This is a genomic window from Achromobacter mucicolens (genome assembly GCF_029866465.1).
Lineage (GTDB): Bacteria > Pseudomonadota > Gammaproteobacteria > Burkholderiales > Burkholderiaceae_B > Achromobacter > Achromobacter mucicolens.
The window spans coordinates 821,380-837,354 of sequence record NZ_CP123364.1 but is presented as its reverse complement, the minus strand read 5'-3'; the positions used below and the strand labels follow the sequence as shown (position 1 = coordinate 837,354).

Sequence of the window (15,975 nt, the reverse complement as noted above, 5' to 3'; positions counted from 1 at the left end):
CCAATCCTTCCCGCTGATGGTTCATCATCGAGTACTGGGAGCGGATGGAGCGTGGCATCCTGGGTTCAACCGGGAATGAAGCCAGAGCATCCTTTCGAAGCTCTTCGTACTCCAGCCCCTCGATGTTCGCGCGCAGTATCAATTGCGTTTTCGACTGGTGGGCGGTATTCCTGGCTGAGCTGTATCGCTTCTCCGGGTCGAAGCCCCCTGATTCAAGGTCTTTGAAGACGCTTTGAAACGTGTCGACGATGACTGCCGCCTCTTCAAGAGTCACGTCATCGGGCAACCACGACACCTTCACAGTGGGCTCACCTGCCGCCTGCGCCGCCTTCATCGACTTCTCCAGCACTTCGACTGCCGCTTTGCTGGTTGGAATGGCGACTGGTTCCGTTGCACCAGATGGCTGGTAGACAATCACCGGCAGCACGTTCTCGGGAAACCAGCCGTCGCTCTCATCCTTCTTCGCGATATAGGGAGAGTGGTAAGGCTTCTCGACTCCGATACCCTCAATGCGAAAGCTATATCCGCTCAAGTCGTGGACTTGCGCGTAAGACACGAGCGTAGGCGGCGCTCGCCGGCGCTCTAGCGCCGACCTAAGCGCTTCAAGATGCCTTTGAGAATCGCCCTGCACCTCGAAGTCGTAGCCCTGCCACGCAATCAACTGGTATCCAAGGGTCAAGGCCTTCTGAAGGACACGCACGAATGACTCCAGCGCGCCATCGTCCAGCCAATGCGTCTCGGACGAAGCAAGCCCGCTCAGGTTCGCGATTTCGACGAGCAAGCCAACCTTTAGCGGATAGCCAGCAGCATCAAACTCGAAGACCGGCGTAAAGCGTTCGTACATCAGACCGGCCGCCTCGCGAGCCTCCTCAAACTGTGATTCGACAATGACATCAACGGCGTCGTCACCCAGGGTTGCGTACGGGTTGAGGAGGAATGCCTGAGCTCGGGTTCCCGCCACCCGTCTTCCAATCAACCGCTTTATTTCGCGCAGTACCGTTTGCACCTTCGGTGTCACAAGCACCTGCACAATGCCGTCTTCGGTAACGATGTCGTAGCGGTCCTTCACCTCGTGATGGCGGTCGAATGCCCGAAGCCAATCCGCCGGAGCTCCCTCGAACCCCGGTTCGATTTCTACGACATGGTCATCACCCACATCGTTAGACCGTCGTAGCCCAATTTCCAGCTTCTCGGGAGTGAGAACAACCGAACGATGAAGGAAGTCATCAAGCAGGGCTCCTGCCTGTACAGCCAGTTTCCGGATTCGCCCCCAAGCTTGCCGGTGGGCCAGGTCGTTATGTTCCTCTGGCGGTCGACGGGCGAAGGCAACAACCTCTTTGAAGAGCGACCATTGCAGCGGACGCATGAGTTCGGTACGTTCGTCGTTGGTCATAAGCGGACCCCCGAGCTCGCAGTCGAACGCTGCCCCCCCCTCCTGACGCCAGGACGCGACAGCAATAGAGAAGGTCTCATCCGTCAAAGAACCCGTACTGCGCAGCGCGGGTGTGGCCCGAGTTAGCGGTGGAAGTGACAGCACTTCCGGCAGCGATACGTATGCCGATTGGCTCATTGCCGTGTAAAGAGCATCCCACCCCAGCAGGTACCCATCCTCGGTCTCAACGGAAAAGCCATCATCCGCCAGCTGGGTCAGGTAACCTTCGACCTCTGGAGACTGAAGGTGAACTCCATCGACGCCTCTCCCTCGCAAGAGTACGACGCCGGATGAGGACCAGCGTCGCACCCAACTCGCCGCATTCGGACTACTCGCCCTCCTGAACAACTGAAACATGTCTCTCCCCTATTTCCACCATCCCTTTCCGGGTTTGTGATGAAAGCCCCACCGGGTCAGCAGATTTGCAACATGGTGATCGCTCGCATCAGTCCGAACCCACAGGCTTCCACCTTGCGATGTCTTGTCATCTACCCGCAGGCCCTCGCGGACGGCGAGCTTATTCAACTCGGAGCGGGAGTACGACGGCAACGGTTTTGAATCGGCACGCCAAGCGCTGTCGGACGATGAGCGCTCATAACTTTGCCTGGAGAAAGCGTCCGCTCGCCGCCGGATTGCCTGGCGCGTCTGGGACATCGCCGCTCCAGGCTCAAGGTGAAATTCCTGACGCAGCTTCGCTTCAAACTTGTGCTCCCACTTGCTCCAGCCGTTCGTGCCGTCGTGGTGGGTAAGCCAAAGAATGCTCCGTTCCTTCTGCTTCAGCGAGTTGTGGTCGTATTTGGACAATCGCAGTGGCTCAATAGTGTCAAACGGTATAGTCGTTCGCGCGTCGTAGCCGTACAGGGCGTTGCCCAAACCACTGAATTCGACAGCGACCAGGTCTCCCATCGTCATGATGAAGGCGTTATTGGTTCCTGAGGCATCCAGATGGCGAATGAGTCCAGTCATCTTCTTGCGAAGCGCGACGAAATCTCGGTCGCTGGCGCTCCGTGCCGTAGAACCGAGCGCGAACTCGATGTGGTCGATGGCCTTAACGTACCGTTTCCAAAATTCCATGCGCCGCCGGTCACCCATGCCATCCTCGGCAAGCTTCGTGAAGAATGTTTCAATGAACTCCAGCTTTAGCCAGTCACCGACCATCGTGCGTGCCTCTGGCACTACTCCGCCCCAACGAGTTTCGTTGGATGGGAGCCATGGGTTTCCCCACCAAAGCACGGAAAAATCTCGAAGCTGCTGATGTAGGTGCAGTCCAGGCACCTTTGCGTACCTGTCGAGCAGCATGACAAGGCCGCGGTCTCGCAGCACGTCGTTGCTGCCAAGCAACTCCAGCATCCGAGGCAACAGTACCTTGAACTGACCATCACCGAGTTGCGTAGCACCGCGAATTTGCGCAAGGACGAGGTCGCGCAGGAACCAGGATGCCTTCGCTATGCCTAATTCTTCGCAAAGGTTGTCAATGGCACCGGCGTCGCCCTGCAGCAGCGCATCTACATATGGGTCGCATGGACTTTCGCCGAATAGCTGCTTGTTACCAGTCGCGGTAGCGACCCAATCAGGATTGAAGTTGTTATCTCGAATGCGGCCGTTATGGTCGCCGAGGTATTCGCGCAGATGCTTCCAGTTTTGCCGCCCCACAGCTGGCGTCGAATCTCCATGGGCGTCATAGGTAAAGTAGCTCTTCATCAATCCCTGGTAACAGCGTCGAAATGCACTCGGTCGCGCGGACCATCCATCAACGCCATCAAGAACTGCCTGAAAGCGAGGGCGGTCTTCCAGCACGCAGGGACCGTTAGGCATATGAGGAATGGACAGCCCCGCAGACAGCAAATATGCGTCGCGAAAAGAAGTCACTTCCATGTTCTGCCAGAACCGTCGGACCGTTTCGAGCAGCACGTCGTCGCTGGGCTTGCGCCCCGCACCACCGCGCAGATTTCGGCGCATGCTCTCAAGCACCGCGTCGATTTCCGTTGAAGCGGCCATGGGCCGCAGCCCTTCTTCAGTCCCCGTGCGCAGCAGCGATGCGAGATGCTCCAATGGGTTCATCGCAATGCGCACTCACCAAAATTGCCGGATTGTGGCGCGGCGTCCGGCCGACGCTCATCTATTCCGAGAAACTCCATTCGCATCTCTACGCGACGACTCTCCTCATCGGTGTCCTTGGCCGCGTTAAATGAGTAGCCCCCAACTAGGAACAGGCTCCGCACGTCTTCCTTTTGCGCCTCGGACAGTATGTTCGCCCCGATGGTGGCGAACATCGTGCAAAGTACTCGCTGACTGCGTTGGAGACTGAGATTTAGATTACTCAGGTACGAACCGGTCTTATCTGTATAGCCCTCGACAACGACGCGCTTAAGAACGCGCTTACCGAGGTCATCGTTCGCCAAGGCAAGGATTTCTGGCACGAACTGCCGCAGCACGCTATCTTGGTCTGCCGTGAGGTTGGACCTACCAAAAGCGAACCGAGCTCGTTCTCCGAAGTCAATCACCCGCCTCTCTTTGTCGACCTTAATGCCATCGTATCGCTTGGCCGCATCGGCAAATCGTTCGAGAATGACCTCAATGTCTTTGCGGTGTTGCGCTTCCCTCTTTTCTCGCTCGGTCACATTCTTAGTCACTGCAAGCAATGCAACTCCCATCACGACTAAGAACAAGACCATTAACGCCGTCATGAGGTCCGCGAAGGAAATCCAAAACGGCTTCTCCGCCTCGTCCTTCCCCCCTCGCTTGACAACCAACTTTGCGCCAATCACTGACTACACCCGCGCCGGCTTCAAGTTACCCATAGAGGCGAGCGTCACCTCCAGTTCCTGGACGCCAGACGAAAGCAGTCCGACTGCCGTACTAAGCTTGTTGTGAAACTCGGTGTTTGCCTTGTCCAATGTTCTGCGAACTTCGGTGGCAAAAGTAGTGTGCGATTCACCCAGCACATTGCTGACGCCCGCAAGATACTCATCAGCCTGCTTTTGAGCCACTCCGAGACGTGCTGCGGAACTTTCGATGCGCGTGAGCACATCTCCCGTCACGGATGCCTCTCTCCGTGCCAGTTCGACCGTCGCACGCAACTCGGTCATTAGTTCACTCACAGCATCGCGCTGGTTCCGATAGTCTCGAAGCACGTCCTGCAGAGCGGTAGCCCCAGTCGTAAGTGCGCCCGATGTCTCCGAGAGCCGAGTTGCAACATTGGCAGCTTGGTCCATCACGTTGGTTACCCGCTCACCCGCGGCGGCAAAATTGCGAGAGGCCGCGCCAAGCTGCTCTGTTCCTGCATTCAGCTTCTCGACCGATGAACTAGTTGATTGCGTCAGAAGGTTCACGCTTTGAGCCATCTGGGCGGATGACGCGCTCATTTCCTTGATGGCCACCTCTACGGACTCAGACATGCCGCTGACGACTTCCTGCGCCCGGTCTGTCATTGATTGCTCGCGCGCTTGATTGTTCTCAAAGACCTTAGCTTGTGACTCGCTCAGCGTGGACAGCATGCCGGCCACCTCAGAACCAATGCTCTCCAGCGTCGCCTGAAGTTTGGAGTTTGTCTCCGACTGTGACGAAGCCACCAGTTGTCGAATTTGCTCGATGAATGCGGCGGACTGAGAATTCATTGCCTCTTGTCGAGCTTCCATCTTCTCGATAGATTGAGCCATCCGTTCCGCCATAGCATCGGTCGAACGGCGGCTCGACTCCTCAATATTTGCTACCAATGTCTGTAAGGTGCTAACTGCCTCTTGAATACTCCTAGCGGTCTGCTGATTGAGATCACTAAGCCCAGAAATCTGGCCACCAAACAGGTCATTTAACCGTTGGCTGAAGCTTGCCATGACGTCCTGCAGCATACGAGCGGCTGTAGCGCTCTGGTCGCCGCTGGCTGCTTTGACCGTACCGGCGATTTCCTGCAAAGGCCCCTGCAAGCTCTGCTGGATACTCTCTGCGATCGTCGCTCCGAGCGCCTTGTTGTCCTCGCGACTAGCCTCGAGTTGCTCTCTGGCCGTCCGCGAAAACTGCTCCGCAAGGCTCATTTGCGACTCCTTTGATGCATTGATTTGCGCGGTGGTGAGTTCACCAAGGAGTTCGGCCAAATCTTTAACAAGTGCGTCCTTCAGAATCTTGGATTGACTTGCGGAATCCTCCGAGGCTCGAACGAGACGCGACAGGTACTCCTCTCCTGCCCCGGCTTCAAATCGGGCGTCGATGGCATGGGCAATTTCTTCGGTCCGCCGATACAGCGACGCGAGCAACAGTTTTTCGATGAATGTGACCAGCATCGCGGCGCCGATTGCGGTGGCAGATACCAAGAACGCCTCGCCGACCAAATGCATCAGTGACTGAAGGCTGCTCCGCACCGTGGATGCGTCGTCGCTCACTTGAAATACGCGAAGGCCTTCGATCAGGCCGCTAAATGTTCCGATGATGCCGATGCCGGTGAATAGTCCTGGCAGGTGCTTGAAGAACTCCGTTCGTAGACGACTGTCCACCACGAATTGACTGTTGAAATACAACTCGGCTGGTACCGTGGCGCGCACGGCCAATACTATCGACTGTCCATCGCGGTCCTCAAATTGGGTGTGAAGCGAGTCCTGATACTCTTTCCACAAATGCGCTAGACGCTTATCTCGCGAGAACGCAGCCCTGAATTCTGATTCGAAGCTCTTGCCCTCAAACTTCTTGATTCGCTGTTGAATGGCCCTCAGGCGACACCAGTGTAAAAAACCTGGGCCCAAGAAGAGCACGAGGAAAATCAGGACGAGGCCGGCAAGGACCGCCCCGGTCGCGAGAAGCGGTGTCGGCGCCGAGGCAAGAATAGATTGAACGTTCACTTGGTGCAGCCCTCCGCCGGCAAAGTCGTTCTGGTCTTTTGATGCGCGGCTTCAATACTGTGCTTTTCACAGTAGGCGAAGAGGAGCATTTCCAGCATGTTTGTCTGGGAACGTCGCTCCCGCGCCGCCGCCGCTTCGAGCAAAACCTTGAAGCGGGACGACACGCGGAAACTAATGGATACGTTCTTGCTTTCGAACATGGGCGGCTCTTTTGCGCTGTATAGTGACTTACCATACATATTTCTACAGGTTTCCAAAAGTTCTAATTACTAACCGTTGCGCATTAGCGACGATCGGCGCGCGGCCGCCTATCCGCTGCACCCGCGGTGGGCGACGGGCATCGGTAGTGCTCCTAAGACTGTTTCTGCACCCAGGAGAGAGGCAATTTCGCTTGCAACCGCTAGCTGACTATTGACCTGACATTTTTCAGCTTACGAACTTCACAACGCCGTTACCAAATCAACCTGAACCCATCGAAGCGTCAATAGCTCGCAAGCAAGCAAAATTCGAGCGCGATGCGAACGCACGCCCAGGCCAGAGGGATTTACACTCGCTGTCCCTACGCGGAGCCTCGAGCAATCGCGGCTCTTCATTAGCCACCACCCGACGTTCACGCGCCTCTTGCGGCGACGGCCGCTTGACACCCCTGCAGCAGGGGCCTGCTCCATTCTTTGATCTGTAGGTACAGGCAGACTGGACGGCAAGTACCAGGCGCACCGTGTTTGGGCCATCCTCCTCGCGAAGGTGTTCATCGCGATACGCCACAAAATCGATCGCCAACAAACTCACCAGTAAGCTTGGCGCCTGCGGGAGTTTTTTCAGCTGCCGGATTTGATTGCGCTCATTATTCAGACCGCCCGGCGCCTTCGCCTACACCGACCGCTCCATGTAGGGTCCTTAGCATCGCCCAAGGCGATTTGAGCCATGGGTCGCAGATCACAGAACCGCCCCCTGTGCATCTTGTGTACTAGCCCTCGCGTGCACGCCTCTACTCGCGCCTCAGACTCCCAGTCAGCTGCAGATAGGCTTTTGTGCCGAATTTCGACGTTGTGCCGCTACTAAACTCACTTCTAAATGGTCGCAATTCAACTTCTCCGAACTCGTTGGATTTTGGGTATGAAGGCCCAAATTGCGAAAGGAGCGTTCCGATTAGGCCCCGGGAAATAACGGGCAGACTTTTGACCGCACGAGAAACCCACAGGCGTCGACTACGGCGTCGCCCGCCACTTAGCACGGAAGAAGTTTGGTCAAAGTTCCCAGAATGCAAAAAGCCCACCGAAACCGGTGGGCTTTTTGATGTACTGCCAAAGAATTCTGGTGGGCTGTGAGTGGCTCGAACACTCGACCTACGGATTAAGAGTCCGCTGCTCTACCAACTGAGCTAACAGCCCTGCGAGTCACTCACTTTGATCTGCTGCCGCGCTATGCGCCGTAGCGTTTCGTTATGTGTGTGCTGCGAAGAAGAAAGATTATATGGGGCTTTTTTTATTTGTGCAAGTCGGGTGGCGAAAAAGTATCGACGAACAGGATCAAGCCGCGTAGCCGCCGTCCACCGCGAGGCTCGCGCCCGTGACGTAGCGGCCTTCGGGTCCTGCCAAGAATGCGACCATCCCGGCGATATCGCGCGCTTGGCCGTAGTGGGGCAAGGACAGCACCGCCACCATGTCGGCGGCGCGGTCGCCGTCGGCCGGGTTCATGTCGGTGTCGATGGGACCGGGGTGCACGACGTTTGCGGTGATGCCGCGCGGACCCAGGTCGCGGGCCAGGCCTTGCGTCAGGCCCACCAGCGCGGATTTGCTGGCCGCGTACAGCGCGACGCCTGCCCGGCCGGCGCGGGCTGCCAGGCAACTTCCGATGTTGATGATGCGTCCGCCATCGGGCATGGCGGACTCAACCGCCTGGATGGCGACGAAGGGCGCGCGCACGTTGATGTCCATCGTCCGCTCGTAGTCGTCCAACGTGTTGTCCGCGATTTGCCCGGCCAGGAAGACGCCGGCGTTGTTGACCAGCACATCCACCGGTCCGAGTTCGCGGATGGCGCTTTCCACGGCGCGCCTGACCGCGGCGGCGTCGGCGGAATCGGCCTGGATCGCTGCGGCACGGCGGCCCTGCGCCTTCAGTTCCTGGACAAGCGCCTCTGCGGGCGCGGCCGACGACGCGCTGACATACGTGAAAGCCACGTCCGCGCCGTCGGCCGCAAGCCGGCGCACGATGGCGGCGCCGATGCCGCGGCTGCCGCCGGTGACGAACGCCACTTTGCCGTTCAAGTTCTGCATGGTCAAACCTTGTTTTGTAGTGATCGGTACAAATATATTCGCCGGGCGCGTCATGGATGGTCAATGAATTTTTTATCGATCAACACAAAATAGTCGGCGCGGGTAAAATCCCCGGCATGGCTGAACGAGGGCGCCCGCGCAACTTCGACCGGGACCAAGCCTTGCAAAAGGCCATGGAAGTCTTCTGGTCGAAGGGATATGAAGGGGCATCGCTGTCCGATCTGACGGAGGCGATGGGCATCAACTCGCCCAGTCTCTACGGCGCCTTCGGTTCCAAGGAAGGCCTTTTTCGGGAAGCCGTCCAGCTGTACCGCGACACGGAAGGCGGTTCGGCGCGGCGCGCGCTGCTGGCGGCGCCAACCGCGCGCGACGCCATCGAGGCGATGCTGCTTGCCTCGGCCGAGCGCTTCACGGCGCCGGGCTTGCCTCCCGGCTGCATGATCGTGCTGGGCGCACCGGCCGGTTGCGACAACCAGGCCAGCGTGGGGCATTTTCTGGGGGACAACCGGCGCGAGATGCAAAGCCGCATCCTTGCCCGCCTGACCGCGGGCGCAGCGCAGGGTGAATTGCCCGCCGGGACTGACTTGAAGGGATTGGCCGCGTTCTACACGACGGTGCTGCATGGCATGTCGATCCAGGCCCGCGACGGCGCCAGCCGCAAGACATTGCAGGCGGTGGCCCGGCAGGCGATGCGCGCCTGGGACGCGCTTGCCTGCAACGCCTCGCCGCCTTCCGGCGAGCCCCCGGGCCGCGCCCGCAGCTGACGGATGCCGTCATGTTTCGTGTCGACCTGCGGCGTCTCATCCTGTGGATCAGCCTGCTGTCGGTCCTTGTGGTGCTTGCGGGCGGCCTGCATGCCAGCTATCTGGTGCAGCGCGATCTGCTCTTGCGCAATGCGATGGACACGAATCGCATCTATGCGTCCAAGCTGGCGCTGACCACCAATGCGCTGCTGAACGACATCCATCGCTACCTTTCCTACAGCGCCGACGAATTGGCCGACATGGAAAGCCACCCCGAGCGCATGGCGGCGGAGACGCGGCGGCTGGAACAGCAGATGGGCCACTTCAACTCAAGTTTCGTGGCGTCGCCGCAAGGCAAGGTGCTGGCCGTGTCGCCGTCCTATCCGCAATTGCTGGGACACCAGCTGGTCAGCGATGCGGTCAAGCAGGCGCTCGCCGTCCGCCAGCCCACGATCAGCGAGCCTTTCAAGGCCAGCAACGGGCGTTGGCAGATCCTCTATACCCATCCGATCTTTTCGCGCGACTACCGCTACCTCGGATTCATTGCGGGGTCGCTCTACCTGCACGAAGACAACGTGCTGGACCGCTTGCTGGACGAGCATTTCTACCGCGATGGTTCATTTCTCTATGTCATCGACCGCAACGGCACGCTGATCTACCACCCGGACCGCGCGCGGCTGGGCAAGCCCGCCCCCGACAACGACACCTTTGCCGCGGCACGGCGCGGCGAAACGGGGGAACAGCGCTTCATCGACAGCGATGGCCGCGACATGCTGGCCGGTTTTGCGCCGGTTCCCAGCACCGGCTGGAGCATCATCGCGCAGCGGCCGGTGGACAGCACGCTGCGCCCGCTGGCCGACCTGCTGATGGCCACGGTCCGCAACACCCTGCCGCTGCTGATGCTATCGGTCGTTCTGATATGGCTGCTGTCGCGTTGGATCGCACGCCCGTTGGGGCAGATGGCAAGTATTGCCAAGCGCATGCAGGACCCGGATTCCGCGGACCGGATCCGCGCCGTGCGTTCATGGTATTTCGAGGCCGCGCAGTTGCGGCGCGCGCTGCTGACGGGTCTGGCGTCGATGCACCACAAGCTCAGCGACCTGCGCCAAGAGAGCACGACCGACACGCTGACGGGCCTTCTGAACCGCCGCGGCATGGACGAGGCGCTGGCGCTGTTGGGCGCCGAGGGGACGCCGGTGGCCATCGTGGCGATCGATGTCGACCACTTCAAGCGCATCAATGATCGCTACGGCCACGCGGCGGGCGATCAGGCCTTGCAGGCATTGGCCGGCGTCATGCGCGAAGGTTCGCGCAGCGGCGACGTGCTGACGCGGCCGGGCGGCGAGGAGTTCGTCATGCTGCTGCCGGGCGCCAGCATGGCGGCGGCCATCGCGATCGCGCAGCGCCTGCGCGCGCGGCTGGCCATCGCGGAAGGCTCGCCCCTGCCCGCTTCCATCACGATTTCTGTCGGCGTGGCGCATTACCCGGACCAGGGCGCGACACTGGAAGCCGTGTTCGAGCGCGCGGACCAGGCGCTCTATTACGCCAAGAATCACGGCCGCGACAGGGTCTGTGCGGCCGACGACACCGCGCCGGAGGGATTCCGGACGATGCCCTGAGTCTTAGCGTCGCACGCCGATGACAGCGAGAAGGCCGGCAATGTGCCGGCCTTCTTGCCTATTTACTTCTTGGCCGGCGCAGGCGCCTTGGGCGGCTTGCGCATCTGCTCCAGCAACGGCCCGCAAGCATTGTCGTCATTCGCGCTGGGCGCGATCAGCGCCAGCAGCCCGGCCGCCGGCGTCAGCAGCACGCCCAACGCCACCATGCCCGCCCCGCGCGCCGCCAGCGGCGCGACGTGCACGCCCACGTCAGGCGAACCGAACGTCCCGCGCACGTACAACGGCGAGCGCAAGGAGAAGATGCGAAAGCCCTTGCTGTCCGGGTCGATATCCAGATCCAGGGTCTCATCCTTGAAGCTGGCCGAGCCGGTGATGGTGATCAACGCGTTGTCGGTGTCGAACACAAAGACGCGCGGCGTCATCACGCCCCGTTTCAGCTCAAGGTCGGCCGCGCCGCAATTGATCTTCACTTCATCGTCGCCGAACAGCTTGGAGACCACATAGTTGGCGACGTTCAGACCCGCCAGCTCCATCAGGCTGCGGCTGATGACGCCGTCGTTGACCAGCATCTTGACGTCGCCCGTCGCCGTGCCCAGCAGGGCCGCCACGGAGTTGCCAGTACCGCTGATCGCCAGGTCGCCGTTGAGCTCGCCCAGCGTTTTCTGCATGGCTTCGGCAGACGGAAACAGCTGCTTGAGCTGCAACCGGCGCGCGTGCATGTCGATGCGGCCGGTGAGCGGCGCTTTCGAGCCGTCCAGTCGCGCCGTCGCGTTCATCGTGCCGCCGGCCATGCCGAAGCGCAGCGGATCAAGCGTGAGCTTGCCGTCCTGCAGGATGATGTGGACCGAGAGATCGGACAGCGGCAGTTTGCTGTCGTGGACGATGCGCGCGGCGTCCAGCGACACATCCGCATCCATGTCGCGCCAGCGGTCGGTGCGGAACTCCTGCGTGGGCAGTACCTTGCCGCCCTTGGGCTTGGCGGGCGCGTCCTTGGATTTGTCCGTGTCGGCCTTCGGACCGCCGCCGGACGGCACGCCGATCAACGGACCCAGGTCGGCCATTTGCAGCAGCTTGGACGAGAGCTTGCCCGTCAGCTTGGGACGGGGCGCGCCCAGTGCGAACCTGATGTCGCCATGCAGATCGCTGTCGCCGACCTTGCCGTTGAAATTCTTGTAGTCGAACACCGCACCGCCGGGGTTCTGCAGTTTGGCCACCAAGTGGCCGTCGGTGCTGTAGGGCGGCGTGTCCGGCAGCGTGACACCCGTCAACGGATACAGCTGCGCCATGGACGAGCCGGACAGTTTCAGGTGCAGGTCCAGCGCGCCCAGATGCGCGGGATCGGTCAGCGTGCCCGCGACCGAGGCGCGCGTGCCGCCGATGGCCACGTCGGCCTGCAAGGGGAACGGCTGCTTGGGATCCTGCAGGGCCAGCATGCCGCCGACCTTGCCCTCGCCCTTGGTGGACAGCCCCTTGTATTTGCCGTCGACCTTCCATCCGAACACGTAGTCGCGCGGCGCGACGGCCGAGCCGTCTTCGGGCACGAAGGATTTACCGGCCACGTCCGCGAATGGCACGGGTTTGCCCAGCGGATCGACCAGCACGGTCAGGTCGGCCTTCAGCATTTCGTCGGCATAGCCGACGCGCCCCTTGTCAAAGCCGATCTCATTGATGTCCAGCACCCACGGGGACGGCTCGCCGGACTCCGGCAGCGTGAAGACCCAATTGGCGCGGCCGTCTTCCAGCCTTTCCAGGTCAGCCGCGGGCTCGGTCAACTGGATATGACGGATGACGACGTGCTGGGCCAGCAGCGGCAAGGGGGACAGGCTGAACTCCGCGCGCTTGAGTGTGGCGAAGTGCGGCGCCTTGCCCCATTCGGTATTGGCAATGGTGATGTCGTTGGCGACCACACGCGGCCACGGCACCCAGCTGCGCCAGCCGCCCTCTCCCGCCTCCCTTTGCCATCGCACGCTCAGGTCGCCGTTGATGGCAAAGGGGCGGCCCATGGCGGCCGTGGCCCGTTCGTTGATCATGGGCTTGGCGCGGTTCCAGTCGAACGTGGCGATCACGATCACCATTACCGCCACCAGCAGGGCAATGCCCCCTACAATCCCGATCGCTATTTTTCTTGTTCGCGTCATGGTTACTATCCTTGGCTTTGCTGCCCGGCCGAACTGCGCTGGCCGGATCACTACCCCAGGGTATCGCGGCCGGCAGCGACGGTCGGGCGGAACGACGCCATAATGTGTGCGGATTTTTCCGGGCGAACTCGCCATGCAGGCATGCCGACGGCGCGAACGTCCGCACCGCTGCGCAGCAAGCGGCGTGCCCGTGCAATGGGCGCGCCGTTACAAAGAGAGACGACTGCGGCTGGGCGGTAGTAACCGTATCCGGCCCTGTTGCCGAATTTTTGACGCCGGCGCGGTTCCAATGCCAAATGACCAAATCCGCCCTGACCGGGCGCAAGTGCAGGACAACCTGGAGGCCCGATGCGGCACTCGACTTTGATATTCGTGTTGGCGGCCTTCGCGCTGCTGACGCTCAGCCGCTTGGCGCTGGCGCTTTGGCAGTGGCAGCGCGTGCGCAATGCCGGCGGCCTGGCGCCTTTGCTGCTGCGGGGACTGCGCATCGATGCGCATCAGATCGCGGTGCTGGCGGCGCTGCCGGCCGTGCTGTCGCCGCTGTTCGGCCACATCCCGGTGGCGGCGGACATCACCGCTGTCTGGTACATCGTGGCGTTCGTCCTGCTGGCGTTCCTGGAAGTGGCGACGCCGCCCTTCATCATCGAATACGACTCCCGCCCCAACCGCCTGTTCGTCGAATACCTGAAGCACCCGCGCGAAGTCTCGGGGATGCTGTGGCGCGGCTACAAGGGCGCCCTGCTGGGCGGACTGGGCGCGCTGGCGCTGATTGGCTGGGGCGCTTGGACGCTGCTGGGCCAAGCGCGTCCGGATGCGCCGCTGACCTGGTGGCAGATGCCGCTGGCCAGCGTGGCGATCCTGGCGGTGGTGATCCTTGCCATCCGCGGCACGCTGGGCCACCGTCCCATCAACCCGTCCTCGGTGGCCTACAGCTCCGACGGCATGCTCAACACCCTGGCGTTGAACTCGCTGTACAACGTGTTCTATGCGGTCTACAGCATGAAGAACGAGAAGTCGGCTTCCGCCGTATATGGCGGCATGGACGACGACGAGATGCACGCCCTGGTGCTGGCGAAGTCCGGGCTGCCGTTTCCCCCGCCGAATCCCGACTACCCCAGCCTGCATCGCCAGCCGGCCACGCGCAAGACGCATCGCCCGCTCAATCTGGTCATCATCCTTGAAGAAAGCCTGGGCGCGCAGTACAGCGCGGCCTTGGGCGGCGCCAACCTGACGCCGGAGCTGGACGCGCTGGCGCGCGAGGCTTGGACTTTCACGCGCGCCTACGCCACCGGCACGCGCTCGGTGCGCGGACTGGAAGCCGTCACCACCGGGTTCCTGCCCACCCCCGCGCAAGCAGTGCTGAAACTGCCGCGCTCGCAGCGCGGGTTCTTTTCGCTGGCCGACCTGCTGGGGCGCCACGGTTATCACTCGCGCTTCATCTATGGCGGCGAGTCGCACTTCGACAACATGAAAGGCTTCTTCCTGGGCAACGGCTTCAAGCAGATCGTCGACCGGCCCGATTTCGTGGACCCCGCGTTCGTCGGCACGTGGGGCGCGTCGGACGAGGACATGTTCAACCAGCTTGACCGCCTGCTGCGCGAAGATGGCGACCAGCCGACCTTCACGCTGGCGTTCAGCGTGTCCAACCATACGCCGTGGGAGTACCCGGCGGGCCGCATCGAAACCGACGGCAATCCCGCCACCGTCGAGAACACGGTGCGCTACGCCGACTGGGCGCTGGGCCGGTTCTTCGAACGCGCCAAGGCGTCTCCGTATTGGGAAAACACGGTCTTCCTGGTGGCGGCGGACCATGACTCGCGCGTGTTTGGCGCCAGCCTGGTACCGGTACGCCACTTCCACATTCCTGCTGTGATCCTGGGCGCCGGCATCGAGGCGCGGCGCGACGACCGCATCATCAGCCAGATCGACCTGCCGCCCACCCTGCTGTCGCTGATTGGCGTGGATACCGAGCACCCGATGATCGGCCACGACCTGACGCGCAGCACGCCCGGACGCGCCATCATGCAGTACGACAGCACCTATGGGTATCTGAAGGGAGACGACCTGCTGGTGCTGGCGCCCAACAAGCCCCCGGTGCAGTACCGCTACACGGCGCCCGAGGACTACGCGCCCGCGCCGCTGAATGCCGAACTGGCAACCGAGGCGCTGGCCCACGCGTTGTGGCCAAGCTGGGCTTACCGCGAGGGGCGCTACAGCTTGCCCACGCAGGCGCCGGTGCAGACCGCGCCCTAGGCTGACCGGCCACCCGGCCGAACAAACGCCTTGCGCTTTTTCTCGACGAGCGCATGGCAATGGCAGCCGGGACTGTGGTCGTTGACCATGCCCACGGACTGCATGAAGGCGTACACCGTGGTCGGCCCCACGAACTTCCAGCCCAGCTTCTTGAGCGACTTGGACAGGGCTTCGGACTGTTCGGAAGTCGAGGCGCCGTAGGTAGACACCTTGGAGGGCGGCGCTTCGAAGCGCCAGAAATACGCGGCCAGGGACCCTTCGCGGTCGATCATTTCCAGCGCGCGCGCCGCGTTGTTGATCATGGCTTCGATCTTGCCGCGATGGCGCACGATGCCCGGATCGGCCAAGAGCGCCTGGACTTCGTGTTCGCCAAAGGCGGCGAGCCTGGCCGGGTCGAAGTTGGCGAAGCCGCGGCGGAAGGCCTCGCGCTTGTTCAGGATGGTGCGCCAGCTGAGCCCGGACTGGAAACCTTCAAGGCAAAGCTGTTCGAACAGCGCGCGATCGTCGCCTTCGGGGTGGCCCCATTCGGTGTCGTGATAGGCCATGTATTCGGCGGACGTGTCCACCCAGCCGCAACGGGCAAGGCCATCTGGGAAATCGGTTTTGGCGGACAAGGGATCGCTCCTTACGGCTGACGGGCTACCGATGCTACTCCAGCAACGTCCCTGAAAAAAGTCGTAGCGGC

General features: G+C 61.4%; 10 protein-coding genes and 1 tRNA gene. 3 read left to right on the top strand and 8 right to left on the bottom strand.

What is annotated here, in order from left to right; genetic code table 11:
* Window positions 1-1,798: 1,798 nt before the first annotated feature.
* From QEP15_RS03765 to QEP15_RS03740, 6 genes are all read right to left on the bottom strand, one after another.
* A complete protein-coding gene (locus QEP15_RS03765) occupies window positions 1,799-3,493 on the bottom strand; it encodes an EH signature domain-containing protein (protein WP_280148451.1) in 1,695 nt (564 codons plus the stop codon).
* Complete coding sequence (locus tag QEP15_RS03760) at window positions 3,490-4,200, bottom strand: OmpA/MotB family protein (protein ID WP_280148450.1); 711 nt, start codon at window positions 4,198-4,200, stop codon at window positions 3,490-3,492. The genes QEP15_RS03765 and QEP15_RS03760 overlap by 4 nt, the downstream gene beginning before the upstream one ends.
* 3 nt (window positions 4,201-4,203) lie before the next feature.
* A complete protein-coding gene (gene zorA, locus QEP15_RS03755) occupies window positions 4,204-6,261 on the bottom strand; it encodes an anti-phage ZorAB system protein ZorA (RefSeq protein ID WP_280148449.1) in 2,058 nt (685 codons plus the stop codon).
* Window positions 6,258-6,461 (bottom strand): hypothetical protein, encoded by a 204-nt coding sequence (locus QEP15_RS03750; protein WP_280148448.1) that lies wholly within the window; start codon window positions 6,459-6,461, stop codon window positions 6,258-6,260. Before QEP15_RS03750 ends, zorA begins: the two co-directional genes overlap by 4 nt.
* A 1,115-nt stretch (window positions 6,462-7,576) precedes the next feature.
* A tRNA-Lys gene (locus QEP15_RS03745) sits at window positions 7,577-7,652 on the bottom strand.
* A 138-nt stretch (window positions 7,653-7,790) separates the two neighbouring features.
* On the bottom strand, window positions 7,791-8,537 hold the full coding sequence (locus QEP15_RS03740) for an SDR family oxidoreductase (protein WP_280148447.1): 747 nt from the start codon (window positions 8,535-8,537) through the stop codon (window positions 7,791-7,793).
* Window positions 8,538-8,653: 116 nt separating this feature from the next.
* On the opposite strand from QEP15_RS03740, the gene QEP15_RS03735 reads away from it, so the two are divergent.
* Window positions 8,654-9,301, top strand: coding sequence for a TetR/AcrR family transcriptional regulator (locus tag QEP15_RS03735; protein WP_280148446.1), 648 nt, complete (start codon window positions 8,654-8,656; stop codon window positions 9,299-9,301).
* A gap of 11 nt (window positions 9,302-9,312) precedes the next feature.
* Window positions 9,313-10,899, top strand: a complete 1,587-nt coding sequence (locus tag QEP15_RS03730; protein WP_280148445.1) for a sensor domain-containing diguanylate cyclase — start codon at window positions 9,313-9,315, stop codon at window positions 10,897-10,899.
* A gap of 62 nt (window positions 10,900-10,961) precedes the next feature.
* Here the strand turns inward: QEP15_RS03730 and QEP15_RS03725 are convergent, their stop codons facing one another.
* Window positions 10,962-13,037 carry an AsmA family protein gene (locus tag QEP15_RS03725; RefSeq protein ID WP_280148444.1) on the bottom strand — a complete coding sequence of 692 codons (2,076 nt, stop codon included), beginning with the start codon at window positions 13,035-13,037 and terminating at the stop codon, window positions 10,962-10,964.
* A gap of 348 nt (window positions 13,038-13,385) precedes the next feature.
* Between QEP15_RS03725 and QEP15_RS03720 the strand changes: the two genes are divergently transcribed.
* Complete coding sequence (locus tag QEP15_RS03720) at window positions 13,386-15,290, top strand: LTA synthase family protein (RefSeq protein ID WP_280148443.1); 1,905 nt, start codon at window positions 13,386-13,388, stop codon at window positions 15,288-15,290.
* Here QEP15_RS03720 and QEP15_RS03715 read toward each other — a convergent pair.
* Window positions 15,287-15,904: a DNA-3-methyladenine glycosylase I gene (locus QEP15_RS03715; RefSeq protein ID WP_152383476.1), complete on the bottom strand. Its 618-nt coding sequence runs from the start codon at window positions 15,902-15,904 to the stop codon at window positions 15,287-15,289. The genes QEP15_RS03720 and QEP15_RS03715 overlap by 4 nt on opposite strands.
* Window positions 15,905-15,975: the final 71 nt, after the last annotated feature.